Source organism: Brachybacterium vulturis, assembly GCF_002407185.1.
Classification (GTDB): domain Bacteria; phylum Actinomycetota; class Actinomycetes; order Actinomycetales; family Dermabacteraceae; genus Brachybacterium; species Brachybacterium vulturis.
Map to the genome: position 1 here is coordinate 1,256,792 of NZ_CP023563.1, position 23,660 is coordinate 1,280,451.

A 23,660-nucleotide genomic window follows, 5' to 3' on the forward strand; every position below is an offset into this window, starting at 1 on the left:
CGTCACTGCTCGTCCCGGTGCCGGGTGGCCGGTGCCGGTTCGAAGGTGGGGTCGAACAGGCTCAGGACCTCGGCGACGGCGTCGAGCACCTGCGCGTGGACCTCCTCGCGCAGGAGCGTCCCGTCGATCACCGCGTAGCGCTCCGGCTCGGCGGCGGCGAGGTCGAGGAACTCCTGGCGCACCGCCTCATGGAAGCCGAGCCCTGCGGACTCCAGACGGTCCCGGGCGGAGGAGTCGCGGCGCTCGCCCAGCGTCTGCGGCGGCACGTCCAGCAGGATCGTGCGGTGGGGGAGCAGTCCGTCCACCGCCCACAGCGAGAGGGAGGCGATCTCCTCGCCGTCCAGCTCCCGCCCCGCCCCCTGGTAGGCGACCGAGGAGTCGAGGTACCGGTCGCCGAGCACCAGGCCGCCGCGGGCGAGGTGCGGACGCACCACCGAGGCGACGTGGTGGGCACGGTCCGCCGCGTAGAGCAGCGCTTCCGCCCGCGGGTCCACGTCCTCGCCGTGCAGCAGCAGGCCGCGGATGCTCCGGCCCAGCGGGGTCCCGCCGGGCTCGCGGGTGGTGAGGATGAGATCCTCGGCGACCGAGCGGTCGGTGACCAGGTGGTCCCGCAGCAGCTGCATCTGGGTGGACTTCCCGGCCCCGTCGCCGCCCTCGAAGGAGATGAACACGCCGCGCGCGGGCGGATGCGGGGAAGGGATGCGCAGTCCGCGCACGGGGTCCAGGATGCTCATGCGAACTCCTCCCCGGGGTAGACCACACCGAGCTCGGCCCGCATCGCGTCCATGGTGCCCATCACGTCGAGGGTGTCCTTCCAGCTCATCAGGGGGGATTCCAGGTCTCCGGCGGTGATCCGCCGCGCGGCCTCGGCGATCTCGTAGGCCATCCCGTCCCCGCGATCACCGGGGTGCTCGAAGGTCGCCGAGCGGCCGTCCAGCAGCGTCACGGTGAGGGTGCCCGGGGCGAAGAAGGGCCCGGACAGCCGGGCGCTGCCGAGGGTCCCGCTGACCACGGCCTCGGTGGGAGTGCGGGCGCGCAGGGTGGTGGACAGCCGCGCCCGGCCGCCCAGCTCGCCGCGCGCCAGCAGACCCATCGAGGCGTCGACCCCGGTCTCGGTGAGGTCTCCGCGCACCGCGAGCTCCCCGAGGCTGCCGAGCACCATCTGCGCGAAGGAGACGGGATAGACCCCGAGGTCGAGCAGCGCTCCGCCGCCCAGCTCCGGGGCGAACATGCGGTGGCTCGGATCCGGTGGGAAGGACTGCCCGTGATCGGCGGCGACCTCCACGACCTCACCGAGCATCCCCTCGCCGAGCAGCTGCCGCAGCACGTCGTACTGGGGCAGGAAGCGCGCCCACATCGCCTCCATCGCGAACACGCCGCGCTCGTGGGCCAGCTCCAGCAGTTCGCGCGCCTGGGCGGAGTTCAGCGTGAAGGCCTTCTCCACCAGCACCGGGATCCCGGCCTCGAGGACCGGCCGGGCCAGCGCATGGTGCTGTGCGTGCGGGGAGGCGATGTAGACGGCGTCGAGGCCGCCCTGCTCCAGCATCTGCTCCACCGAGTCACCGGCCTGCTCGATGCCGTGCCTCGCGGCGAACTCCTCGGCGCGCCGCGCCGAGCGGGAGACCACGGAGACGATGCGCGAGGCGGTCGCCCGGTGCGCGGTCGCGGTGAACTGGCCAGCGATGTGGCCGGGGGAGATCACCCCCCAGCGCAGCCCGGGGGCGGTCGACGGGTCGGGGACGGTGGAGGTGGGGAGGGCGAGCGCGGGCTCGGCACCGCCTCGGGGATCGTCGGTGTCGCTCATGGGTCCAATCTACCCAGCGCCTCCGACACCGAGGTGGTATCGGAGGCGCTGTGGAGGAGGCTCAGCCCTCGGCTGAATCCTGGAGGGCCCGTCGGTCGGCGCCCGCCGCGCGGGAACCGGCCGACCGATGCTCTCAGCCCTTGACCGAGCCCGCGGTCATACCGCGCACCAGGAAGCGCTGGAGGCTGAAGAACACGATCATCGGGATCACCATCGAGATGAAGGCACCGGCGGTCAGGAGCTCGGCGCCCTGGCCCTGCGTGCCCAGCATCTGCTGCAGGGTCACGATGATCGTCTTGTTCGCCCCGCCGCCCAGGAACAGCTTGGCGATCAGCAGGTCGTTCCACACCCACAGGAACTGCAGGGTGGCGAAGGCGGCGATCGCCGGGGAGGACATCGGAGCGACCAGGCGCCAGAACGTCTGGAAGTGCGAGGCCCCGTCGATCTTCGCGCTCTCCACGACCGAGCCCGGCAGGGTGGTCATGTAGTTGCGCAGGATGTACACCGCCAGCGGCATGCCGAAGCCGGTGTGCAGCATCCACACCGCGAGGAACTGTCCGTTGATCCCCAGCCCCCGCGGGCCCAGCAGGTCCAGCATCGGCTGGAACGCCACCTGGATGGGGACCACCATCAGCGCGACGATGATGATGAACAGCGCATCCTTGCCGGGGAAGCTGATGAACGTGAACGCGTACGCGGCGAAGGCCGCGAACATGATCGGCAGCACCGTCGCCGGCACCGCCACCACCACCGAGTTGATCAGCGAGCTGGTCACCGAGGGATCGGTGAGCACGCTGACGTAGTTGTCCCAGGTCCAGCCGCCCTCCCACAGCGCCGTCCACCAGCCGGTGGTGGCCGCCGCCTCGCGGGTGCGCAGGCTGGTGACCAGCAGACCGATCGTGGGGATCGTCCACAGGATGACCAGGAGCGGCATCGTGATCATCGCCAGCGGCGAGCGTTTGCGCCCGTCCTTCATGATGCCGTTCATCGGTTCGCCTCCTGCTGCCTGAAGCTCTTGACCTGGTAGATCAGAACCGGAACCACCAGGATCAGGAGCACGACCACGATGGCCGAGGCCTGACCGGCCTGCTGCGAGGTGAACAGCTTCCGGAAGAAGAGGTTCGCGATCACATCGGAGTTGTACAGACCGTTGGTGGTGACGTAGACGAGGTCGAAGACCTTCAGCACCAGGATCAGCACGGTGATCAGCACGGCGAGCAGCGTGGCCCGCACCTGCGGGAAGATGATCTGCCAGAAGATGCGCAGCTCGCTGGCACCGTCCACGCGCCCGGCCTCGACGGTGTCCTCGGGGACGCCCTTGATCGCCGAGCTGATCAGCACCATGGCGAAGCCCGTCTGCAGCCAGATCAGGATCACCATCAGGGCCATCGAGTTCAGCCGCGCGGTCTCGATCTGGTACCAGGGCTGCGGCTCGCCGCCCAGGGCCACCACGACGGCGTTGAGCAGGCCGGTCTGGGCCGTGTCGGGGGAGTTGTAGGCGTAGACCAGCCCCCAGATGGTCGCCGCACCGACGAAGCTGATCGCCATCGGCAGGAAGATCATCGACTTCGCGACGTTCTCCCCGCCGGGGGAGAGCTTGTCGGCCAGCACGGCCACCGCGAGACCGAAGGCGACGGTCAGCACGGGCACGATGAGGATCCACAGGAAGTTGTTCAGCAGGGTGGACCAGAAGTGGCTGTCGGAGAAGATCGCCCGATAGTTCTCCAGCCCCACCCAGGCGGTGGAGTCGTCGTTCGCGAAGGAGTAGATGATCGTCTGCACCGTCGGGTACAGCAGGAAGATCGAGATCAGGCTGAATCCCGGCAGCAGGAAGGCATAGGGGATGAGCCCGCGGGAGAACCGCGCGGGGAAGCCTTCGACGCAGACGTTCAGGAAGTAGAAGAACACCACCGAGCCGCCGATGCCGATGATCAGGCCCAGGAGCCCGATCAGCAGTCCTGAGCCCGCGAACCACTGCGGGTAGTACGCGAAGGCCAGGAAGGCGTTGCAGATGAACCAGGCGATGACCGCCATGCCCACGATCCCGATGATCACGCGCACGGGGCGTGCGGAGCTGTGCTTGCGGTCTTCGACCTCCGTGGGGGCCGGGCCCTCCGGCCCCGGGCGGGTCTGTGTCGCGGTGGTCACGCCGGCCACCCGTTCTCGATCTCGTCGCAGACCTGCTGGGAGGTCTTCGCGCCCTGCAGCCACTCGACCATGCCCTTCCAGAAGGAGCCGGCGCCGACGGCGGTCGGCATCAGGTCGGAGCCGTCGTAGCGGAAGGCCGCCGCCTCCGAGGCGATCTCCGCGATCTGCCGGGTGATCTCCGAGGAGTACAGCGACTGGTCGAAGGTGCGGTGGGGGCTGAGCCAGCCGCCCGCCTCCGCCCACTCGCCGCCGAACTGGTCGGAGGTCAGGAACTCCATGACCTTCACCGTGTCGTCGTTGAGGGTGAACAGGGTGGCGAGGTCACCGCCGCCCAGGATCGGCTGACCGTCGAAGCCGCCCTCCCAGGTGGGCATGGCGTACACCCCGACCTCCGCGTCCATGTTCGCCTGGATGTCCTCGGGGAAGAAGCCGGTGACGAAGTTGCCCTGGCGCACGAGCATCGCGCGCGGCGGGTCCTCGAACAGCGGCAGCGGCGCCTCGGAGAAGGGCGTGGAGATGATCGCGTCGGTGCCGCCGAGCACGTTGCCCTCACCCTTCAGCAGGTCACCGACGAGATCGAAGACCTCCACGACCTCGGGAGCGTTGAAGGGGATGCGGTGCTTGACCCAGTCGTCGTAGAGCACGGGACCGTGGACACGGAGCATGAACTCCTCGATCCAGTCGGTGCCCACCCAGCCGGTCGCCTGATCGGCGCCCCAGCCGTCGGACCACGGCGCGATGCCGTCGGCCTTGATCTGATCGGTGATCTCGTAGAGCTCCTGCATCGTGGCGGGCTTGTCACCGTATCCGCCCTCCTCGTACGCCTTCTTGGGGAACCAGATCAGCGACTTGCAGGCCATGCGCATCGGAGCGCCGAAGACGCGCCCCTCCAGGCGCGCCGAGTCCAGGAATCCGGGGATCAGCGTCGAGTTCAGCTGGTCGTAGTCCAGGAACACGTCGATCGGGGTGATCAGACCCTCCCCGGCGAGGTCGAACATGCCGCCGGGCTGCGGGAACAGGGCGATGTCGGGGGCGTCGCCGGCGCCGGCCCGCTGCCGGATGGTGTTCGTGAAGTCCGAGTCCGGGGTGTACTGGATGGTGATGCCGGATTCGGACTGGAAGTCCTCGAGGGAGGCCAGGAAGGCGTCCATCTCCTGGCCGCCGAAGGCGCCCAGGATGGTGACCGTGCCCGTGCCCGGGGTGTCGCCGGGGGTATACCGCTCGACCGTGCCGCCGCCTGCGCTGTCGGCCGGGTCGGGATTCTGCAGGCATCCGGTCATCCCCAGCGCCGCGGTGGCCGCGGCCCCGGACATGACCATGCGCCGACTGGGACGTCGAGCCATGATCACTCCTTTGTGAGTCGACGATGTACGTCATCTCACACTGTAGGCCGATGGCACAGGCCATGGCGATATTCCGCGAGCCGGAGTGCGGACGATGCCGCGATGTGACCGAATGTGCTCAGATATGACCGTTTCGGTAGGGTTCGTCCCTGAATCGCGCACGATCAGATGAGCGGCACGGCCATGCCGAGCGGTGCGACGGCGCTCGCCGCAGGTCAGCCGCCGTAGCGGATCTCGACCCGGCGGTTCGCGGCTCGGCCCTCGGGGTTGTCCTCGCCGCCCACCTCGTTGGATTCGACCGGATCCGATTCGCCGAATCCCTCTGCTTGCAGGCTGAGATCGGGCCGTACCTGTGAGATGAGGTCGGCCACTGCGTCGGCACGCTCCTCGGAGAGTGCCAGGTTGGCTTCGCTGCTGCCGATGCTGTCGGTGTGGCCGTGGACCTGCACCGTCATGCCCTCGGGCACGTCCTCCAACAGCTCGGCGATCCTGTCCTTCGCGGACGGAGGCGGCTCGGCGCTGCCGAAGGCGAACAGGATGTCCGTGTTCAGGCTGATGACAGTCGTGTCACCCTCCATCGTCTCGGTCTCCAGGGGCGTGGGCCCACTGACCTGGTAGCGGGTCACCGGGAAGTCGTCGAATCGCGTCACGGCCGCCGAGACCTCGCCCGGCGTCACCTGCTCGATCGCCTCGTCGACGGTCATCGCCCCCGCGACGGGAGCGGCGGTGATCAGCGTGAGACCGAGGAGGACTGCGCCTGGCAGGATCGTGCGCCTCACGGCACCGGCACTTCGACGTAGCGGGGGGAGTTGCTCGAGAAGTACAGGTTGACGCTCTTCGTCGCCGTGTCCGGCGCGGGGAACGCCGCGAAGACGTAGGACGGCTCCCCGTCCGTCAGGTGCACGGCGGCGTAGTCGGAGGTCAGGGGGTCCGGCTCGCCCCAGACGACGTCATACCTGACGAGGTTGTCCAGGTCGATCATGTAGGGCATCCAGTATTGGCTCGAGGCCCTGATGTCATAGAAGGTCAGTCCGGTCGCGTCCGGGCGGGACAGCGTCGGCGTGATGGCCCACCGCGCGATGAGCACTTCGCCACGCTCCTCGAACCCGAGGAAGTCGACCTGCAGGCTCTTGACCTCGTCGTTGAGGGCACCATCGTCGATCGTCATCGAGACGATCGGCTCGGGCGGGTCGGCCGGGTCGATCCCGGCCTCCAGCGCCCCGTCGGGTCCTGCTGCCTCGCCGGATCCCCCCGAAGCGGCCTCGGAGGACGCGTCGGCCGAGGCCGAGGCGGAGCTCTCCTGAACACCTTCGGACGGGGCCTCGGCCGGTGGCCCGCCGTCCGATCCCGAGCAGCCGGACAGCAGCAGTGCGGTGGCCGCAGCGGCGACCATCGGGCGCTTCAGGCCATGCGAGATCTTCATCGGGCTCCCCCGGGGTCGATGTGTTCCGACCCTACCAATTCCGTCGAGCCTCGCCGTGCGGCACTTCGCCCCGACCGACCTATTTCTTCGCCGTCGTGGTCTTCTTCGCGGTCGTCGTCTTCTTCTTCCCGGGAGCGCGCTTGGCGGGGGCCTTCTTCGTGGCCGGCCCCTTCGCGCGCTTCTCCGCGAGCTTCTCGACCGCAATGGTCTCGGAGATCTCCTCGACCTTCTCCGTCGCACGCAGCGAGACGTTGGTGGTGCCGTCGGTGATGTACGGACCGAAGCGGCCGTCCTTGATCACGATCGGCTTCTCGCTGGTGGGATCCGTGCCGAGCTCCTTCAGCGGCGGCTTGGCGGCGGCCCGGCCCCGGGTCTTGGGCTGGGCGTAGATCTTCTCCGCCTCCTCCATGGTGATCGAGAAGATCTGCTCCTCGGTCTCCAGGGAGCGCGAGTCGGTGCCCTTCTTCAGGTACGGACCGTAGCGGCCGTTCTGGGCGGTGATCTCGGTGCCGTCCTCGGTGGTGCCGACCACGCGCGGCAGGCTCAGCAGCTTCAGCGCGTCCTCGAGGGAGACGGTGGCCAGGTCCATCGACTTCAGCAGCGAGCCCGTGCGGGGCTTCGGCTGCTTCGACTTGGGGACCTTCTTGCCACCGGTCTCCTCGGGAGCGGGCAGGATCTCGGTGACGTAGGGGCCGTAGCGGCCGTCCTTGGCGACGATCTCGTGCCCGGAGTCGGGATCGGTGCCCAGCACCCGGCCGTCGTCCTTGGCCCGCTCGAGCATCTCCTTCGCCTTCTCGACGGTCAGCTCATCGGGCGCGACCTCGTCGGAGACGTTCGCGCGACGCGGATCGGCGCCCTCGACCGGGGTGCCGTCCTCGTTGCGGGCGACCAGCTCGACGTAGGCGCCGTAGCGGCCCACCCGCAGGGTGATGCCCTCCCCGATCTCGATCGAGTTGATCGCCCGGGCATCGATCTCGCCGAGGTCGTCGACCATGGGCTTCAGCCCGATGGGGCCGTCGGTGCCGTCGGAGAGGTAGAAGTTCTTCAGGTACTCCGCACGCGAGAGATCGCCCTGGGCCATGCGGTCCAGCTGCTGCTCCATCTGCGCCGTGAAGTCGTAGTCGATGAACGGCCCGAAGTGCTCCTCGAGCAGGCGCACCACCGCGAAGGCGGTCCAGCTGGGCACCAGCGCGGTGCCGCGTCGCAGCACGTAGCCGCGATCCTGCACGGTCGCGACCGTGGAGGCGTAGGTGGAGGGGCGGCCGATGCCGCGGTCCTCCAGCGCCCGCACCAGCGAGGCCTCCGTGAAGCGCGGGGGCGGGGTGGTGGAGTGGCCGTCCGGGGCCAGCTCGCGGGTCTCGAGCGTCTGGCCCTCCTCCATCTGCGGCAGGCGCTTGTCGGAGCCCTTGTCGTCGTCGTCCTTGTAGCGGGCGGCGTCCCGACCCTCCTCGTACGCGGCGAGGAAGCCGCGGAAGGTGATCACGGTGCCGGCGGCGCGGAAGGTCGCGGCGCGTCCGGCGGCCTCCAGCAGCAGCTCGACGGTGGAGGTGGTGCCCTTGGCGTCGGCCATCTGGGAGGCGATGGTGCGCTTCCAGATCAGCTCGTAGAGGCGGAACTCGTCGCCCGCGAGCTGGCCGGCCACCTCGGCGGGGGTGCGGAAGTGGTCGCCCGCGGGGCGGATCGCCTCGTGCGCCTCCTGCGCTGCCTGTGACTTGTTCTGGTAGTACCGGGGCTTGTCCGGCACGTACTGGCTGCCGTAGAGCTCGGCGGCCTGGGCCCGGGAGGCACGGATCGCCTCACCGGAGAGCGTGACCGAGTCGGTGCGCATGTACGTGATGAAGCCGTTCTCGTACAGCGACTGGGCCACCCGCATCGCCTGGCGGGCGCCGAGGCGCAGCTTGCGCGAGGCCTCCTGCTGCAGCGAGGAGGTGGTGAACGGTGCCGCGGGACGCCGGGTGTACGGCTTGGAGTCGAGCGAGGTCACCGTCGCGGGGGCCTCGCCGAGCACCTGCACCAGGGTCTGGGCGGACTCCTCGGTGAGGATGGTGGCGCTGCTCGAGCGCGGCTTCAGGGTGCCGTCGTCGGCGAAGTCCGAGCCGCTCGCGACCCGGGCGCCGTCGACCGTGGCGATCTTGGCGGTGAAGGCGGTGGCCTCGGCCCCGCCCTCGGCGGCGAAGCTGCCGGTGATGTCCCAGTAGTCGGCGGCGACGAAGGCCATCCGCTCGCGTTCGCGCTCGACCACCAGGCGGGTGGCGACGGACTGCACGCGACCGGCCGACAGCGAGGGCTTGATCTTGCGCCACAGCACCGGGGAGAGCTCGAAGCCCACCAGGCGGTCCAGGATGCGGCGGGTCTCCTGCGCATCGACCAGGCTCGCGTCGATGTCGCGGGTGTTCTCCAGCGCCGCCCGGATCGCGTCCTCGGTGATCTCGTGGAACACCATGCGCTTGACCGGCAGGGACTTCTTGGGCTTGAGGGTCTCCAGCAGGTGCCAGGCGATGGCCTCGCCCTCGCGGTCCTCATCGGTGGCGAGGTAGAGGGTGTCGGCGTCCTTGAGGGCCTTCTTCAGCTCCGCGACGGTCTTCTTCTTGTCGGGACTGACGATGTAGTAGGGGTCGAAGCCGTTCTCGACGTCGACGCCGAACTTGCCGTACGGCCCCTTCTTCATCTCGGCAGGCAGGTCACGAGGCACCGGGATGTCGCGGATGTGGCCCACCGACGCCTTGACGTCGTACTCGTCCCCGAGATACCGGCCGATGGTCCGCGCCTTCGCCGGGGACTCGACGATCACCAGATGTCGTCCGCCTGTCACGTTGCTGTGTCCTTCCTCGCCGCGTCGTCTCGCGGCCCGTCTGCCGTGGCCGAATGCCGTGGCCCGGGATGAACCGGACGCGTCAGGGCGCTCGGCGAGTGTTCACGGTACACGGTCCGCCGAGCGTGTCCGGTGTGACGTCGGCACGCGCAGCAGGAGCGTCAGCGCCAGCCAGGAGGCGGTGCCCCCGCCGATCAGGGCGGCGGTGACGAGGAAGGCGGGCAGCTGCTGGGCGGGGTCGTGGAGGTCCAGCGGGCGTGGCAGGGTCAGCAGCCCGAACCCTCCCCAGGCGAGCCCGGCCACGCCGACGAGGCCGAGCAGGGTGGCCACCACCCGTTCGACGGGGTGGGAGCGGGGCGGGGACAGCGGATCGGGCGTCCGGGCGCCGCGCCGCCGACGTCCGCGACCGGGATGGGCCGCGGCCCGGACGCGCCGGCGCCTGGTGTCCAGTCCGTCCAGGGCGAGGGTCAGGAAGGTCCAGGCGGCGACGACCGTGATCGCGCCGATCACGTCACTGGGCCGGTGCCAGCCGACCACCAGCGTGCCGATGCCGGCGGCGGTGGTCCACACCACCCCCAGCGGGGCGAGCACCACCCGGGCCCGGCCCCCGGCCAGCACCAGCGCGATCATCGCGGTCGCGGCGAGCGTGGTGTGCCCGGAGGGGAAGGAGTTGGGGGTGACCTCGATCCCCGGCCCCAGCACCTCCCGGGTGAGCAGCACGCGTTTGATCAGCTGGGTGGTGAGGTTGGCGCCGAGCACCAGCGTCCCGATCGGCAGCAGCAGTCCCGGGCGGCGACGCAGCAGCACCAGCAGCACTGCGAGCACGAGCAGCGCGCCGATCACGGGGAGGCTCACGGTCCCCACCGCGATCTCGGCGTAGTGGGACAGCCGCCCGTCATGGCCCTTCGCACCGGAGGAGACCAGCTGGTCCAGGCGCTGTCCGCTCGCGGTGCCGACGGCCGTGCGGGCCAGGGCCACGACCGCGAGCACGCTCACCGCCGCGGCGAGCAGGGACAGCAGCGGGCGGCCGAACCCGCCGCTGCGGGTGGTGGGAGCGGCGTTCACAGCGTCACCATCCCGGTGCGGATCAGCTCGCGCACAGCCGCCAGGACCCGCTCGAGGGTCTCCTCCTCCGCCTCGGTGAGGGCGCACACGGCGCCGACCACCTGGGCGAGGGTGAGGGTGCCGTCCAGTGCGCCGACGGTGGCCGCCAGCTGCTGATCGACGCGCACGCTCCGTGCGAAGCCGGCACCCTGGACCAGCTCGATCAGCATCGGGTCCCACTGGCCGGGGGTGAGATGGCGGCGCTCGACCACGTCCGCGGCCCGCACCGGGCGGGCCGCGGCCAGGGCGGCGTCGTCCAGGGTCGCGAGCGTCCCCATCGCGCGCAGGGACGCGGCGAGATGCTCGGCGAGGGTGCCGCTGCCGGTGCCGGGCGCCTGCTCGGTGCGCAGCACCCCGGGGCGCGGTGCCGCCGCGACGGGCCGGCGCAGCAGCAGGTACCCGAAGCCGAGCTGCTCCACCCCGCGGCGGTCGAAGTCGTCGAGCCAGGCCCCGACCAGGGGAGCCCAGTCCGGATCGCGGGTGGTGATCCCGCCGTCGCGCACCCAGGTCTCCGCGTACTGCGCCGGGTCCTCCTGCTCGCGCTGCAGCACCCAGGCATCCACCCCCTCGGCCGCGGCGTCCTGCAGCCAGGCGCGGGGGTGGGCGTCCCACTCGGCGGGGTCGGTGATCTCCCAGTTCCCGAGCATCACCGCGCTGCCGCCGGGGGAGAGGTGAGCGGGCAGAGCGCGGACCAGCTCGGCCAGCAGCGTGTCGCCGGCGCGGCGGCCGTCGCGGTAGGTCCAGGTGGTCGCCTCCGCGGCCGGGTCGCGGGGGGTGATGACGAACGGGGGATTGGAGACGATCAGGTCGAAGTCCTCCCCGGCCACCGGGTCGAGCAGCGAGCCCTGCCGCAGCTCGATCTCGATGCCGTTCAGCGCCGCGTTGAAGGCGGCGACGGCGAGGGCGCGCTCGGAGAGGTCGGTGGCGACCACGTGCTCGGCGTGGCGGGAGGCGTGCAGCGCCTGGATCCCGCCGCCGCAGCCCAGGTCCAGCACCCTGGCGACGTGGGCGCGCGGGGTGATCCGGGCCAGGGTGAGGGAGGCGCCGCCCACCCCGAGCACGTGCTCGGGTCCCAGCGGCCTGCCGGTCGCGAGCTCCGAGAGGTCCGAGGCGATCCACCAGTCGATCTGCCCGGCGTCGTCGCTCGCCGAGTACGGCGCGAGCTCCAGCAGCGCCCGCACCGCGCCGTCGGCGTCCGTCGTGGGGGCGAGCTCCACCAGCCCCAGCCGCATCGCGCCGTCGAGGCCGAGCGCGGGCAGAGCGGCCTCGACCTGGGCGCGCGGCACCACCGCCCCGAGGGTGAACAGGCGCAGCAGCAGGGCCGCCGGCTCGTCCCGTGCCGCCAGCACGCGATCGGCGGGCACCGGGTTCGCCCTCTGCAGCGCGTCGGCGGCGACCGGTCCGAGCAGCTGCTCGATCGTCGCGGACAGATAGGAGGCCGCCGCGAGGTCCGCGCGCAGAGCGTCGATCTGCTCGGGCAGCATCCGTGGGGGCCCGGTCGGGCTGTCGGTGGACATGGCTACGATTGTGCCCCAGCCGGCTGGGCCGATATCGGTGTCCAGGTGGAGGAGATGCGCAGGCCCTGTGGGCGGGGCAGGGAGGCGGGAGAGGATGCGAGCAGGCCGGGCACCAGAGCTCCTCGCCGATCTCACCGCACCGCTGACCCGTCGCACCTGCCTGACCCATATCGAGCAGCGGCCCGCCCGGGCCGGCCGTCGCGGCAGCTTCCCGGACTGGACGGATCCGCGCCTGGTGACGCATCTCGCGCAGCGGGGCATCACCGCCCCCTGGATCCATCAGGAGCAGGCGGCGCAGCTCGCCCATGGAGGGCGGGACGTGGTGCTCGCCACGGCCACCGCCTCCGGGAAGTCCCTGGCCTACCTGCTGCCCGTGCTCACCGCGATCGGTGCGCGGGAGCACGATCCCCAGGCGCGCCGGGCGACCGCGCTGTACCTGTCGCCGACCAAGGCGCTGGCCGCGGACCAGCTGACCAACATCACCACGATGGCCGACGGCGCCGGGATCCGCGATGCCCGCATCGCGGTCTATGACGGGGACACCCCCACGGAGCAGCGTCGCTGGGTGCGCCGCCACGGCACCGTGGTGCTCACCAATCCCGACATGCTCCACTTCGGGATCCTGCCCGGTCATGAGCAGTGGGCCCACTTCTTCCGCGCCCTGCGCTATGTGGTGATCGACGAGTGCCACAGCTACCGGGGCGTGTTCGGCAGCCACGTCTCGATGGTGATCCGTCGCCTGCGACGGATCGCGGCGCACTACCGCGCCGAGCCCACCTTCATCCTCGCCTCCGCCACCACCGCGAACCCGGAGCTCTCGGCCTCGCGGCTGATCGGGCGGGACGTCGAGGCGGTCACCGAGGACGGCTCCCCGCGCGCCGGGCTCACCATCGGGCTGTGGGAGCCGGGCACCCGCACCCGGGTCGACGGTCGCGGGGACCCTGCCCGCTGGGCCGACGGCGACGGCGACGGCGACGGCGAGGCGGACGAGGAGGACGGCGAGGGCGCCTCCCCGCAGCGCGCCGAGGACCCGCTGCGCCGCTCCGCGACCAGCGAGGCGGGGGCGCTGCTCGCCGATCTCGTCGAACGGGACGTGCAGACCCTCGTCTTCGCGCGCTCCCGGCGCGGCGCCGAGCTGGTCTCCGGCGCGGCGCGCCGGTTGCTGGAGCAGAAGGCTGAGCAGACGGTCTCCCCGCAGCTCGCCGACCGGGCGAGCCGGATCGCCGCCTATCGCGGCGGCTACCTGGCCCGGGAGCGGCGGCAGCTGGAGGATGCGCTGCGCTCCGGGGCGCTGCAGGCGCTGGCCTCGACCAACGCTCTGGAGCTCGGGATCGACATCGCCGGGTTGGATGCGGTGGTGGTCGCCGGGTGGCCCGGCACCCGCGCCTCGCTGTGGCAGCAGTTCGGCCGGGCCGGGCGGCGGCAGGACGCGGACGGCGGAGCACTCGCGCTCTTCGTGGCCCGCGAGGACCCGCTGGACACCTATGTGGTCCACCACCCCGAGACGATCTTCGGCGCCGAGGTCGAGGCGTCCGTCTTCGACCCCGGGAACCCGTACGTGATGACCCCGCACCTGTGCGCCGCCGCCTCCGAGCTGGCGATCCGGGACGGCGAGGAGGAGCTCTTCGGGCCCACCGCGCGGGAGCTGCTGGAGACCCTGGCCGCCCGCGGCGTGCTGCGGTCGCGGGCCAGTGGCTGGTACTGGACGCTGAGCGACTCCGCGCACCAGCTCACCGACCTGCGCGGCAGCGGCGGGGAGCCGGTGCGGATCGTCGAGCAGCCCAGCGGCGTGCTGCTGGGCACCGTGGACGCCGCGAGCGCCCACACCCAGGTCCATGACGGCGCCGTCTACCTCCACCAGGGCACGAACTATGTAGTGAACCATCTCGACGTCGACCAGGCGGTCGCCTTCGTGCACCGGGAGGACCCGCTGCACAGCACCCATCCGCAGACCGCCTCGACGCTGCGGATCCGGCAGATCGACCGCGAGGTGGACTGGGAGGGCGGCGTCCAGCTGTGCTTCGGCACCGTGGACGTCACCGACCAGGTCACCGGCTACCAGGTACGCGACGTGTTCACCCAGGCCGTCCTGGCCCAGCATCCGCTGGACCTGCCACCGCGGACCCTGACCACCAAGGCGGTGTGGTGGGTGATCCCGCAGGAGACCGCCGATGGTGCGGAGATCCCCGGGGAGGAGCTGCCCGGGGCGCTGCACGCCGCCGAGCATGCCGCGATCTCGATGCTGCCGCTGCTGGCGACCTGCGACCGCTGGGACATCGGCGGACTCTCGGCCGCCCAGCACGAGGACACCGGGGCGCCGACGATCTTCGTCTACGACGGGGCGCCGGGCGGGGCCGGCTTCGCCGAGCGCGGGGCCGACGACGCCGCGGCCTGGGTGCGGGCCACCGCCGACATGATCGGCGAATGCGGCTGCGAGGCGGGCTGCCCCGCCTGTGTGGTCTCCCCGAAGTGCGGCAACGGCAACGAGCCGCTGTCCAAGGCGCAGGCGGAGCGGCTGTTGGAGCTGCTGCGGCCCTGAGCGGTGACTCCTCCGCGCGACTCCTCCGCGCGACGAGAGTCCTCAGGGCAGCTCCGCCGGGCCCGGTCCGGCCCGGGAGCGTGCCGAGGCGGCCGGCAGCGGGGAGGCGTCGACCTCGACGGTGACCAGCACGTCCCAGCCGCGCTGCTCGCACAGCAGCAGCCGAGCGCCGTTGCGGGTGGCGACCTCGGCGGCGCGGTCGCAGGGGTGGGGATGGGCCACGGCCACCGCATCGGCAGCGGCCAGCGACGCCAGATCAGCGGCGGTCGCGGCCCGGGACTGGGCGATCAGCCCCGTGCCCAGCAGGGACAGGCCCGCCACCATCGTGGTGGCCGCCCCGGTCCAGGCCAGCACCGAGGCGGCACCGGTGCTCACGGCGCACCGCCCGGGAGCAGCTGGGGTTCACGCCGTGCCTCCGCCTCCGCGCTGAGCGTCCAGCGGGCTCCGAGCAGCGGACCCGCCGGCGCCTCCAGGGTGCGGTGCACCTCGACCCGCACCCACGGCCCGGCGACCGACGTGGTCACCTCGGTGCCCTCGCCGCCGATCTGCTGGGCGACGGCGACGGCCGCCGCGGTGTCCTCACCGCGGGCGAGCTCCCGGGCGGCGCCGCGGGCCGCGCTCTCGAGCCGCAGCTGGGTGCCGAGGCCCACCCCGGTCAGCAGCACCACGACCACCATCACCACCACCACGGGCAGCACGATCGCCGTCTCCGCGGTGGCGGACCCCCGGTCGTCCCCGAGCGGGGACGACCGGGCGGACCGCGGCATCAGAGCCCCTTGGACAGGGCCGAGGTGATGATGGCCATCAGCAGGTCGCGCACCTCCCCGGACGCCAGCAGAGCGACCAGGACGGCGGCGAAGCCGCAGGCGGCGAGCACCGTGATGGCGTACTCGGCGGTCGAGGCGCCGGTCTCGTCCCGCATCACGCGGTCGAGGGAGCGGCGCATCCGGTGCAGGGTGTGGGACATGGGGTCCTCCTTCTCATCGTGGGCGGGGAGGTCCCCGCCCGGGGCGCGGCCGGAGCCGCTCGGGCCGCGACGGCGGTCACCGCCGCGGGTGGCGGCCGGGGCCGCCGTGCACCCGCCCGGGAGGGCAGGTGCGCCGGGCAGGGCCCGGTGGTCCGGGCCTCACCCCGTGCCGGGGGAGAGGGTGCCGCCGAGCAGGGACATCACGGTGGGGATGATCCCGAGGGCGACGAAAGCGGGCAGCAGGGCGAGGCCGGTGGGCAGCACCAGGCGGACCGCCAGCTGGGCGGCGAGCACCTCGGCGGCCCGGGCCCGACCACGCCGGGCGTCGCGGGCGGCGGAGCGCAGCACGCGGGACAGATCGGCACCGGTGTCCTCGGCGAGCACCACGGAACGGTCCAGCGCACCCAGCTCGGCGGGGAGCGCCCGGCCGGCGAGAGCGGCCGGCACCCCGGCCTGGAGCGCGGTGGCGACCCGCTGCAGCGCCCTGGCCTCGTCCCCGTCGGGCAGGGCCTGCCCGACGGCGGCGACCGCCCGGGCCAGGGGGAGTCCGGACTCCAGGGCGCCGGCGATCAGCTCGAGCTGCACCGAGGGATCCACCCGGTGGTGTCGGGGAGGATCGGCGCGGTGGATGAGCCGACGCATCCACCACCAGCCGCCTGCGGTCAGTGCGAGGCCCGCGATGCCGAGCAGGTTCCCGGTCGGGGAGGTCAGCAGCAGCCGCAGCGGGTCCCCGCCCAGCAGCATCCCCAGTCCGAGCCCGGCCAGGGGCAGGACCAGCAGGATCCGGGCGGTGGAGCGGGGCCCGGCGAAGGCGCTGCGCCGCGCCTGCGCGGCATCGTGCAGATCGCGCAGCGCCTCGGCCAGGTGCTGCAGCATCACGGTGGTCGGTGCCCCCGTCCGCTCGCACACCGTCAGGGCGGTGCTGAGCGAGGCGACCATGTCGGTGCGGCGAAGACGCTCACCGGCCGCACGGCGGAGGTCCCCGCCCGCGGCGGCGGCTCGGGCGAGGTCCTGCAGCTCGCCGGCAGGGAGCGACCGGCCGAGCGCAGCCCAGGCCTGGCGCGGACCGGCCCCGGAGCTGATCACCGTGGCCAGCTGCTCCACCAGGTGCGCCATCTCCAGCGGTCCGGCGGCCTCGCGGCGGGCGCGGCGCCTCGGTGCGGGTGCGGGGGAGCGGACGGGCGGAGGGGCGAGCACCCACAGCACCACCAGCAGCACGGCGATCGCGATGGTGATCATGCCGCTCTCCGGCGTTCTGCGCGTGGTGCGCCGGAGCGGCCGACGACGGAGGGACCTGCGGTGACGGGCGCGGACCGGGCGGAGAGCCGGCCCGCGAGCGCCGCGGCCGCCGGCCCCTCCTCGAGGCGACCCTCCCGCACCCGCAGGGCCGTCACCGCCTCCAGCAGGCCGGCCTCGCCCCGCCGCAGCAGCGCGATCTCCTCGAGGGCCCGCACCCCGCCGCGACGACCCAGATGGACCACCACCTCGAGTGCGCTCGCGACCTGGGAGGCCAGCGCCGCCCGGTCGAGGCCGCCGAGGGCTCCCAGGGCCTCGAGCCGAGCGGGGACGTCGCCCGCAGTGTTCGCATGGACGGTGCCGCAGCCCCCCTCGTGGCCGGTGTTCAACGCCTGCAGCAGCTCCCGCAGCTCGCCGCCGCGGCATTCGCCCAGGACGATCCGGTCCGGGCGCATCCGCAGGCTCTGGCGCACCAGGGCGGTGAGGTCCACGGCGCCGGCGCCCTCGCTGTTCGGGTGTCGTGACTGCAGGTGGACGACGTGCGGGTGGTCCACGGACAGCTCCAGCACGTCCTCGACCACGACGATCCGCTCGGTGGAAGGGGCCTGCCCGAGCATCGCCGCCAGCAGGGTCGACTTCCCGGTGCCGGTGCCCCCGGTGACCAGGAACGGCACCCGCGCGGTGATGATCGCCAGCAGTGCCGCGCGGGCGTCACGGCCCAGGGCGCCGAGCTGTTCGAGGTCCTCCAGGCCGAGGTGCCGGGCCGCCGGCAGGCGCAGGGAGAGGATCGCACCGCCGGGGGACAGCGGCGGGAGCACGGCATGGAAGCGGATGCCGGAGGGCAGGTGCGCATCCGCCCATGGCATCGCGTCGTCCAGGCGGCGGCCGCCGACGATGGCGAGCCGGACGGCCAGGTCCCGTGCCTGGGCGGGCCCGATCCGGTGCGCGGTGCGGTGCAGGCCGTCGGCGTCGTCCACCCACACCGTGCCGTCGTCGTTGACCAGCAGGTCGGTGACGCCGGGGGCGACGAGCTCCTGCAGGGGGCCGAGCCCGTCCACGTGATCGCGGATACGGGTGGTCAGCTCGAGCGTCGCCGCCGCGCCCAGGACCCGGCCCTGGCGTCGCAGCACCCGCACGATCCGGGGAACGTCCACCGTGCCGGGGGAGCGCACCAGGTCCTCCCGCACCAGCTCGAGCAGCCCGGCGAGATCCTCCTGCGGGGCCGGGTCCCCGGCGCTGCTCATGCCCGCACCTCGCCATCGAGCCGCGCCATCAGCGCGCGGGCAGCGCGGTCGGCGCCGCGCCTGCGCACGTCCAGCAGCGGCACGGCGCCGCGCGGGCAGTCGCGGAAGGAGGTGGCCAGGGGGAGGCCGAGGTCCTCGCAGACCTCACCGGCACCGAGCGGGCCGCTGCGCCGCACCACGGCGTGCGCGAGCCCGCTGGGCAGCTGCCAAGTGCGCAGTCTGCGCGCCGTCGCGCGCACCGCATGATCGGTGGCGGGGACGACCACCAGCAGCTGGTCGAGATGCTCCGCCGCCGCCGGGACCAGCGCCGGGCCGAGATCCACCACCACCGTCCCGCCCAGCACGGACAGCGCCGAGAGCACCGGTGGCAGCGTCTGCTCCGTGGGGCCGGGGTCCTCACCGGCGACCAGCAGCCGCACCTCGTCCACCTGGGGCAGGCCCGCATGCAGCGCCTCCCCGTCGTCGGGCCCCAGATCCGCGGCCTCCCGCCACCTGATCCCCTCCAGCGCCGGAGCCTCGACCAGCAGGTCCGCACCGCCGCCCAGGGGATCGGCATCGACCAGGGTGCTCGGTCCCTGAGCGCGCGCCGCCGCCGCCAGACGGGCCGCGAAGCTGGAGGCGCCCGCCCCGCCGCAGCCGCCGACCACTCCCAGCAGGAGCGCGGTCGAGCGCGGCCGGGCCAGCTCGGCGAGCCGGGACAGGAGCTCCTCCGACGCGGCGGGCAGCGGGAGCACCGCCCGGGCGCCGGCGGTGAGCGAGGCCGACCAGAGTGCGGTGGGGACGTCGGGGGAGTCGGTCACCACCAGGAGCGGGGTGCCGCCACGGCCGAACGAGCGGCGCCCCGCGGCGAGCTCGGCAGCATCGATCACCGTGCAGACCGTGGCCGCCTCACCCGGCTCGTCGAGCAGGTCGAGGCCGACGGCCGTGGCGTGGTCCAGGACCAGCTCTCTCAGCATCCCGTCGGCGCCCGCCCAGCAGGCCGCCGGACGGCCCCCGGCCGCGGGGGCGGCGCCGGCCCGTCCCGGAGCGGGGAAGGAGGAGCGCCGGCGACGCTGCGTGGCGCCTGGGCTGTGCGAGGGCTCGGTGGGGACGGTGGTGTCCGAGAGCCCGGGCACGCCGGACTGAGCGGCGGTCGAGGGAATGATCGTCCTGGTCATGCAGCCATCGTGGCCGCGCCGGGGGTGGCGGAACAGAGGCATGCACGAGCGGTGGACAACCCGCTGCTGGGGAGGAACGGTCAGCGGCGCCAGGGTCCTTGCGCACCCCTCATGAAGCGCGTAGTGTGATCTGCACAATGACGAATACCGGCATCGGAACCCACGTACGACTGGTCCCCGCAACGGACCGGCTGTGAGGCGTCGAAAGCGCCACCGCAGCTATATCGCGTGTACGCCTGATCCCGATGCAGACGGCTCGTCCGGAGCGGCGCCGCGAGAGATCGCGACGCCGCTCCATTTTTGTGTGCGCCCGCCCGGCGCTGTCCCGGGCACGCCCTGCAGGCGCCCGGGAACGGCTCCTCGGGGACCGGCTCAGAAGGTCAGATCCACCACCACGGGGGCATGATCCGAGGCGCCCTTGCCCTTGCGCTCCTCGCGGTCGATGAACGATCCGGTCACCGCCGACTGCACTGCGGGGGAGCCGAGCACGAAGTCGATGCGCATCCCCTCCCGCTTGGGGAAGCGCAGCTTCTGGTAGTCCCAGTAGGTGAAGACGCCGGGGCCGGGATGGTCCCCGCGCACCACGTCGGCGAAGCCCGCGTCCACGACGGAGCGGAAGGCGGCGCGCTCGGGCTCGGTGACGTGGGTCTTCCCCTCGAAGGCCTCCATGTCCCACACGTCCTCGTCCAGCGGCGCCACATTGAAGTCGCCGACGAAGGCGACGCGCGCGTCCGCGTCGGCCGCCAGCTCCCGGGTCCCCTCGGCGCGCAGCGCCTCCAACCAGCGCAGCTTGTAGGCGTAGTGCGGATGGTCGATCTCGCGGCCGTTGGGGACGTACAGCGACCAGATCCGCAGGCCCTCGCCCACCACGCCGCCGAGCGCCCGCGCCTCGACCACCCCGGTCCCGTCCTCGGGGAAGGAGGGCACGGCCGGCAGCTCGGTGCGCACATCGGTGAGGCCCACACGGGAGAACAGCGCCACGCCGTTCCACTGGTTCAGTCCGTGCGCGGCGACCTCGTACCCGGCCGCCTCGAAGGCCGAGAGGTCCAGCTGTTCGGGCTTGGCCTTGGTCTCCTGCAGGGCCAGCACGTCCACCTCGTGCCGCTGGAGGAGGTCGAGCACCCGATCCATCCGGGCACGCAGAGAATTGATGTTCCAGGTCGCGATGCGCATGCTCCGATCCTACGGGGGACCACGGGTGCACGCCGAAATCCTCGGACCGTCGTAAACTCACGACATGGCGCGCGCACTCGTCACCGGTTCCACCTCCGGACTGGGCCTCGAATTCGCCTGGCAGCTGGCCGGGACAGGGCATGATCTCGTGCTGGTCTCCCGCGACGAGGATCGGCTGCGCGCCGTCGCCGAGCAGATCCGCGACGTCCACAAGGTCGAGGTCGAGGTGCTCCCCGCGGACCTCTCCGAGCGCGAGCAGCTCGAGCGGGTCGCGAGCCGACTGACCGACCCCGTGGACCGGGTCGAGCTGCTGGTCAACAACGCCGGATACGGTCTGCGCGGCGGATTCCTCGAGGTCGGCATCGAGGACCACGAGAAGCAGCTGGACACCCTGATGCGAGCGGTGCTGGTACTCTCCCACGCCGCGGCCCGCACGATGGTCCAGCGCCGTCGCGGCGCGATCCTCAACGTCAGCTCGCTCGCCGGCTACACCACCGCCGGCCCCTACGCGGCCTCGAAGAGCTGGGTCACGGTGTTCACCGAGTCCCTGGCGATGGAGCTCGAGGGCACCGGGGTCACCGCGACCGCGCTGCTGCCCGGCTTCGTGCAGACCGAGTTCCACGAGCGCGCGGGGATGGCGATGGACGGCCTGCCGCGGATCACCTGGCTGAAGGCCCCCTACGTCGTCGAGCAGGCGCTCAAGGACACGGCCAGGGGCGTCGTGCTGTCGATCCCGTCGGTGAAGTACCGCACCGCCGGCGGGGTCGGCCGCATCGCCCCGCGACCCCTGGTGCGCGCGCTCACCTCCCCCGACTGGTACCGGCGCCTGAGAGCCCGGTCCGTGCAGCGCTCCCGTCGCAGCGCCTCGCGACGGAACCTGCGCGCGCCCTGGCAGCAGGACGACGAGGCATGACCCCTCCGCTCGGCCCGGCCGATCCCCGACGGGGCCGCTCGTCGGGCGTGGCGGAGAGCCTCGGCCCCGTCCATTATTCTGACCGCATGGCCGATTCCCGCACCGCTCCTGCCCAGTCCCTGTCCCTCGAGGACGCTCGTGAGCGTCTGCGCGAGCTGATCCGGGATCTCGCCGTGGTCCGTGGCCACGTCGTGCTGTCCTCGGGTGCCGAGGCGGACCACTACGTCGATCTGCGCCGCATCACCCTCCACCACGAGGCCGCCCCGCTGGTGGGCCGCGTGATGCTCGACCTGCTGCGCCGCGAGGGTCTGGTCCCCGGCGTCGAGGCCGTGGGCGGGCTGACCCTGGGTGCCGACCCGGTGGCGACCTCGATCCTGCACGCCTCGGCGGCCGACGAGACTCTCGAGAATCTGGACGCCTTCGTGGTGCGCAAGGCGAACAAGGCCCACGGCCTGCAGCGACGCATCGAGGGTCCGGAGGTGACCGGTCGTCGGGTGGTCGCTGTCGAGGACACCTCCACCACCGGCGGCAGCGTCCTGACCGCCTGCGAGGCTCTGGCCGAGGCCGGCGCCGACATCGCCGCCGTGGCCGTGATCGTCCACCGCTCCGAGGCCTCCCGGGAGGCCGTCGAGGCCGCCGGGCACCGTTACCTCTCCGCATTCGACATCTCCGAACTGGAGATCTGAACCGGACTCCGGCCAGCGCCCGAGGGGCTCACCCCTGAGCAGCCGCGACGGTGCTGCAGGCCTGCGCCGCCTACGATGGGCGCGGACGCACGGCACCCCGACGGTCCGCCGCACCGGCCTGCACGGCCTCCGTGGCATGCGTCGCCCACCAGCATGCAGTCCCCTCTGATCGCATCTCGGCAGGAGCCTGAATGAACATCGTCGACTGGGCGGTCGAGACCATGGACAGCCTCGGGGCCCTGGGCGTCTTCCTGCTGATCTTCCTCGAGAACGTCTTCCCCCCGATCCCCTCCGAGGTGATCCTGCCGCTGGCCGGGGTGGCGGCCGCCGGCCCGAACAACACGTACCCGGTGATGCTGCTGGCCTCCGTGGCGGGCTCCCTCATCGGTGCCTGGATGCTGTACGGCCTGGGCCGGCTGCTGGGCCCGGTGAGACTGCGGAAGATCGTCATCCGGCTGCCGTTGGTGCACGTGGGGGATTACGACAAGTCCGTCGACTTCATGGACCGCCACGGCTTTAAGGCCATCTTCTTCGGCCGCTTCGTCCCGGGGATCCGATCGCTGATCTCGATCCCGGCCGGCCTGTATGCGATGCCGATCGGGATGTTCACCCTGCTCACCGGTGCAGGCAGCGCGATCTGGAACTCGATCTTCCTGACCATCGGGTACTACATGGGCAGCAACTGGACGGTCATCGAGCCGTACACCGACGTCTTCTCCAACGTCGCCTACGCGATCGTGGCGCTGGTGATCGTGGTGTTCGTGGTCAGGCTGATCCTGCGCGAGCGCAAGCGCCGTGCGCTCGGCCTGCCGGACCCGGACCAGCAGTATCTCGACGAGCTCGCGGCGGAGGATGCCGACGATACGGAGAGCCCGGCAGAGCACAGCGAGGACCGGTGACCTCGCCCGCCGGTGACGACGAGATCCGCAGCGCCGCCGCTGACGGGGCCCGCGAGGTCGGCGTCGGTCCCCATCCCGAGCCGTGGCCCGAGGACCCGCGCCTGGATCCGGCGCTGCTCGCCGCCGGCGATCGTCGCAATGTCGAGGACCGCTTCCGGTACTGGCGGCGAGAAGCGATCATCGCCGAGCTCGACGAGCACCGCCACGACCTGCACGTCGCGATCGAGAACCTCGAGCACGACGCGAACATCGGCTCGGTGGTGCGCACCGCCAACGCCTTCGCCGTCGCCGCTTTCCACATCGTCGGCCGACGGCGCTGGAACCGCCGCGGCGCCATGGTCACCGACCGCTACCAGCACGAGATCCACCACCCCGATGCCGCGCATCTCATCGCCTGGGCCCGCGCGCAGGGCCGCCCGCTGATCGCCATCGACCTGGTCGAGGGGGCCCAGCCGATCGAGCGCACCCCGCTGCCGCGCAATGCCGTGCTGGTGGTGGGGCAGGAGGGTCCCGGCGTGAGCGCCGAGATCCTCGCCGCTGCGGACACCGTCGTCGGCATCACCCAGTTCGGCTCCACCCGCTCGATCAACGTCGCCGCGGCGGCCGCGATCGCGATGCACAGCTGGATCCTGCAGCACGCCGAGGTGCCCGCGGGCCCGCTGCGCTGAGCCGGGCGTCCACGGGGGACCTCCGAG

At 72.2% G+C, this 23,660-nt stretch carries 22 protein-coding genes; 5 read left to right on the forward strand and 17 right to left on the reverse strand.

The window, feature by feature from the left end; translation table 11 throughout:
* Positions 1 to 2: 2 nt before the first annotated feature.
* From tmk to CFK38_RS05610, 10 genes are all read right to left on the reverse strand, one after another.
* The gene (gene tmk / locus CFK38_RS05565) at positions 3 to 734 is read right to left on the reverse strand and encodes a dTMP kinase (protein ID WP_096802195.1); all 732 of its coding nucleotides are present in this window, start codon (positions 732 to 734) and stop codon (positions 3 to 5) included.
* On the reverse strand, positions 731 to 1,804 hold the full coding sequence (locus CFK38_RS05570; RefSeq protein WP_096802196.1) for a Gfo/Idh/MocA family protein: 1,074 nt from the start codon (positions 1,802 to 1,804) through the stop codon (positions 731 to 733). The genes tmk and CFK38_RS05570 overlap by 4 nt, the downstream gene beginning before the upstream one ends.
* Positions 1,805 to 1,937: 133 nt before the next feature.
* The gene (locus CFK38_RS05575) at positions 1,938 to 2,792 is read right to left on the reverse strand and encodes a carbohydrate ABC transporter permease (RefSeq protein ID WP_096802197.1); all 855 of its coding nucleotides are present in this window, start codon (positions 2,790 to 2,792) and stop codon (positions 1,938 to 1,940) included.
* Positions 2,789 to 3,952 carry a carbohydrate ABC transporter permease gene (locus tag CFK38_RS05580; RefSeq protein WP_096804229.1) on the reverse strand — a complete coding sequence of 388 codons (1,164 nt, stop codon included), beginning with the start codon at positions 3,950 to 3,952 and terminating at the stop codon, positions 2,789 to 2,791. Before CFK38_RS05580 ends, CFK38_RS05575 begins: the two co-directional genes overlap by 4 nt.
* Positions 3,949 to 5,295 (reverse strand): ABC transporter substrate-binding protein, encoded by a 1,347-nt coding sequence (locus CFK38_RS05585; protein ID WP_096802198.1) that lies wholly within the window; start codon positions 5,293 to 5,295, stop codon positions 3,949 to 3,951. Before CFK38_RS05585 ends, CFK38_RS05580 begins: the two co-directional genes overlap by 4 nt.
* A 215-nt stretch (positions 5,296 to 5,510) precedes the next feature.
* Entirely contained in the window at positions 5,511 to 6,074 is a 564-nt protein-coding gene (locus CFK38_RS05590) for an OmpA family protein (RefSeq protein WP_096802199.1), read from the reverse strand.
* On the reverse strand, positions 6,071 to 6,718 hold the full coding sequence (locus tag CFK38_RS05595; RefSeq protein ID WP_096802200.1) for a hypothetical protein: 648 nt from the start codon (positions 6,716 to 6,718) through the stop codon (positions 6,071 to 6,073). The genes CFK38_RS05590 and CFK38_RS05595 overlap by 4 nt, the downstream gene beginning before the upstream one ends.
* A gap of 79 nt (positions 6,719 to 6,797) precedes the next feature.
* Positions 6,798 to 9,530, reverse strand: coding sequence for a type I DNA topoisomerase (topA, locus tag CFK38_RS05600; protein ID WP_096802201.1), 2,733 nt, complete (start codon positions 9,528 to 9,530; stop codon positions 6,798 to 6,800).
* Between the two features lie 102 nt (positions 9,531 to 9,632).
* Positions 9,633 to 10,595, reverse strand: coding sequence for a phosphatase PAP2 family protein (locus tag CFK38_RS05605; RefSeq protein WP_096802202.1), 963 nt, complete (start codon positions 10,593 to 10,595; stop codon positions 9,633 to 9,635).
* The gene (locus tag CFK38_RS05610) at positions 10,592 to 12,151 is read right to left on the reverse strand and encodes a DUF7059 domain-containing protein (RefSeq protein WP_096802203.1); all 1,560 of its coding nucleotides are present in this window, start codon (positions 12,149 to 12,151) and stop codon (positions 10,592 to 10,594) included. Before CFK38_RS05610 ends, CFK38_RS05605 begins: the two co-directional genes overlap by 4 nt.
* 94 nt (positions 12,152 to 12,245) lie before the next feature.
* Here CFK38_RS05610 and CFK38_RS05615 point away from each other — a divergent pair, with 94 nt between their 5' ends.
* Positions 12,246 to 14,690: a DEAD/DEAH box helicase gene (locus CFK38_RS05615; protein WP_096802204.1), complete on the forward strand. Its 2,445-nt coding sequence runs from the start codon at positions 12,246 to 12,248 to the stop codon at positions 14,688 to 14,690.
* Positions 14,691 to 14,732: 42 nt separating this feature from the next.
* Here CFK38_RS05615 and CFK38_RS05620 read toward each other — a convergent pair whose 3' ends face one another.
* The 7 genes from CFK38_RS05620 to CFK38_RS05650 form a co-directional block, all read right to left on the reverse strand.
* Complete coding sequence (locus CFK38_RS05620; protein WP_096802205.1) at positions 14,733 to 15,065, reverse strand: Rv3654c family TadE-like protein; 333 nt, start codon at positions 15,063 to 15,065, stop codon at positions 14,733 to 14,735.
* A complete protein-coding gene (locus CFK38_RS05625; RefSeq protein ID WP_096802206.1) occupies positions 15,062 to 15,457 on the reverse strand; it encodes a TadE family type IV pilus minor pilin in 396 nt (131 codons plus the stop codon). The genes CFK38_RS05620 and CFK38_RS05625 overlap by 4 nt, the downstream gene beginning before the upstream one ends.
* A complete protein-coding gene (locus tag CFK38_RS05630; protein WP_096802207.1) occupies positions 15,457 to 15,657 on the reverse strand; it encodes a DUF4244 domain-containing protein in 201 nt (66 codons plus the stop codon). Before CFK38_RS05630 ends, CFK38_RS05625 begins: the two co-directional genes overlap by 1 nt.
* Before the next feature lie 159 nt (positions 15,658 to 15,816).
* Positions 15,817 to 16,896 (reverse strand): type II secretion system F family protein, encoded by a 1,080-nt coding sequence (locus CFK38_RS05635; protein ID WP_096802208.1) that lies wholly within the window; start codon positions 16,894 to 16,896, stop codon positions 15,817 to 15,819.
* The gene (locus tag CFK38_RS05640; protein WP_096802209.1) at positions 16,893 to 18,137 is read right to left on the reverse strand and encodes a TadA family conjugal transfer-associated ATPase; all 1,245 of its coding nucleotides are present in this window, start codon (positions 18,135 to 18,137) and stop codon (positions 16,893 to 16,895) included. The genes CFK38_RS05635 and CFK38_RS05640 overlap by 4 nt, the downstream gene beginning before the upstream one ends.
* Entirely contained in the window at positions 18,134 to 19,294 is a 1,161-nt protein-coding gene (locus CFK38_RS05645) for a CpaE-like family protein (RefSeq protein WP_096802210.1), read from the reverse strand. The genes CFK38_RS05640 and CFK38_RS05645 overlap by 4 nt, the downstream gene beginning before the upstream one ends.
* Before the next feature lie 372 nt (positions 19,295 to 19,666).
* Positions 19,667 to 20,467: an exodeoxyribonuclease III gene (locus tag CFK38_RS05650; protein ID WP_096802211.1), complete on the reverse strand. Its 801-nt coding sequence runs from the start codon at positions 20,465 to 20,467 to the stop codon at positions 19,667 to 19,669.
* A gap of 64 nt (positions 20,468 to 20,531) precedes the next feature.
* On the opposite strand from CFK38_RS05650, the gene CFK38_RS05655 reads away from it, so the two are divergent.
* The 4 genes from CFK38_RS05655 to CFK38_RS05670 all read left to right on the forward strand — a co-directional run bounded on the left by CFK38_RS05655 (position 20,532) and on the right by CFK38_RS05670 (position 23,633).
* Positions 20,532 to 21,380 carry an SDR family NAD(P)-dependent oxidoreductase gene (locus tag CFK38_RS05655; RefSeq protein ID WP_096802212.1) on the forward strand — a complete coding sequence of 283 codons (849 nt, stop codon included), beginning with the start codon at positions 20,532 to 20,534 and terminating at the stop codon, positions 21,378 to 21,380.
* Positions 21,381 to 21,466: 86 nt separating this feature from the next.
* Entirely contained in the window at positions 21,467 to 22,066 is a 600-nt protein-coding gene (pyrE, locus tag CFK38_RS05660) for an orotate phosphoribosyltransferase (RefSeq protein WP_096802213.1), read from the forward strand.
* 191 nt (positions 22,067 to 22,257) lie between these two features.
* A complete protein-coding gene (locus tag CFK38_RS05665; RefSeq protein WP_096802214.1) occupies positions 22,258 to 22,965 on the forward strand; it encodes a DedA family protein in 708 nt (235 codons plus the stop codon).
* Complete coding sequence (locus CFK38_RS05670) at positions 22,962 to 23,633, forward strand: TrmH family RNA methyltransferase (protein ID WP_245851237.1); 672 nt, start codon at positions 22,962 to 22,964, stop codon at positions 23,631 to 23,633. The genes CFK38_RS05665 and CFK38_RS05670 overlap by 4 nt, the downstream gene beginning before the upstream one ends.
* Positions 23,634 to 23,660 lie beyond the last annotated feature (27 nt).